Here is a 1,664-nt window from a genome sequence, read left to right on the forward strand (position 1 = left end):
ATCGCTGCGGGAGTCCAGGTTCATTATTTTGTCCACCCTGGTAGTGGCTTCAGGCGAGGACTGAAAATCATCCAGGCGGATGTCGCCTGGTGCACCCTGGATCTCCACTCCGGTCTCAGTCTGGATTATTTCTTCCTCGTCTGCCACACCGGGAGGATCTTCGCGAACCTCCCAGCCCTGAACGATATTGTTGTTGGGATCCACCAGGTAACCATCCTCATCAAACCTGAAGTTCCCGGCTCTGGTATACATGTTTTCGTCGGTGCCCCTGGCGCTGACCTGAAAGAACCCGTTGCCGCCTATGGCCACGTCGGTGGCTTCATTGGTGCTTTCCAGAGACCCCTGGGAAAAATCGTTCATGACCGCGCCGATGCCCACACCGCGGCCCACCTGGCCCACGCCGGCCCCGGTATTTATATCCTGGCTCATGAAGTCCTCGAAATGCATTCGCGAGCCCTTGAAGCCCACCGTGCTCACATTGGAAATGTTGTTGCCGATGGTACCCATTTTTTCCCCGTGGCCCTTGAGACCGCTTACTCCGGTATACATGGAAGATGATAAACCCATAACCGCCTCCTGTTATTTATCTTCTGTATTGTTATTGTTGCTGTTGCTGCTTCCGTCTCCCACCACCTCGCTCACATCAGCAAAGCGAAGCATGCGGCCGTCGCTGAGGCGCAGGTGGGGCTGGCCGTCCTTGTCCTGGACCCCGGATACACGCCCGGTCATCTCGGTATTGACCATAACCGGCTCCCCATTGGGTCCTTCAGCGCTTATGCTTACGCTGTAATTTCCGTCGGGAGCTTCGGCACCGTCAAAGTTCAGCCCGTCCCATTCAAACTCGTAATCACCGGACTGGCGGGCTGACTTCTCCACCGTGCGCACCATATTCCCGTTTTCGTCATAAATATTAAAATAAAGGTTCTGGGCAGTGTCCTCCAGGTTGTAGAATATCTTGGAAGCTCCTGACCCGTCCTTGGAAATCCCGTCTCCGTCAGCGCGGATCTCCTTGCCGATAAAGCCCACCGCCCCCAGCATCTCCTGGCGGGCCTGGTTCTCGTTCATGGATTCCATGCCCTCGGAGATGTTGGTCAACTGCTCCAGGCTGGAAAACTGGGCCAGCTGGGCCACGAACTCCTTGTCATCCATGGGGTCCAGGGGGTCCTGGTTTTCCAGCTGGGTGATCAGGAGCTTTAGAAAATCCATCTTGCCCAGTTCCGCCGGATCTTCGTCTCTGGGAATCTCGTCATTTGCGAAATCCCGTTCGTATCCGCCCAGGAGATTGCTTGCTGCGCCTATATCCATTTTTTCCTCCAGGTATTTAAAAATTTTGTATTGTTAAATCCGGCATCTTCCGGGAACCGCAAACACCGGAATTGCAGACCCTGGCCGCTTCACGCCCGCCAGGTCCCTCAGGCAAAAATGCTTAGTCCTGTGCTGGACATGTTCTTGCCGAAAACAGTTTCCTGCTTCTGGGGCTTGAAAAGCCCCTTGCCCTCCTGCTCCATTTCCCTGAGCCTGGCCTTTTCCATGGCCTTTTTCATACGGTCCCTGGCCTTGTTGTGCTCCTCGCGGCCCTGCCATGAACCCGGCTGATTATCCGGCTGCTGGGTATGCACATCTATCTTGCCCACGCGTAGCCCCTGCTGCTCCAGGCTGCTGCG

Annotated in this window: 2 protein-coding genes and 1 pseudogene; all 3 read right to left on the reverse strand. The window is 55.5% G+C overall.

Annotation, left to right across the window (positions count from 1 at the left end):
* The coding region (locus D5S03_RS08900; protein ID WP_287043578.1) for a flagellar hook-basal body complex protein at positions 1–567 on the reverse strand (567 nt) is incomplete at its 3' end.
* A 12-nt stretch (positions 568–579) separates the two neighbouring features.
* Entirely contained in the window at positions 580–1,305 is a 726-nt protein-coding gene (locus D5S03_RS08905) for a flagellar hook assembly protein FlgD (RefSeq protein ID WP_287043579.1), read from the reverse strand.
* A gap of 107 nt (positions 1,306–1,412) precedes the next feature.
* Positions 1,413–1,664, reverse strand: a pseudogene (locus D5S03_RS08910) (hypothetical protein); the annotation flags it as partial.

It is taken from the genome of Desulfonatronospira sp. MSAO_Bac3, assembly GCF_003838035.1.
Lineage (GTDB): Bacteria > Desulfobacterota > Desulfovibrionia > Desulfovibrionales > Desulfonatronovibrionaceae > Desulfonatronospira > Desulfonatronospira thiodismutans.

Coding starts and splice junctions, on each gene's coding strand:
- D5S03_RS08905 (WP_287043579.1), bottom strand. CDS start 1,305: ATGGATATAGGCGCAGCAAGCAATCTCCTGGGCGGATACGAACGGGAT.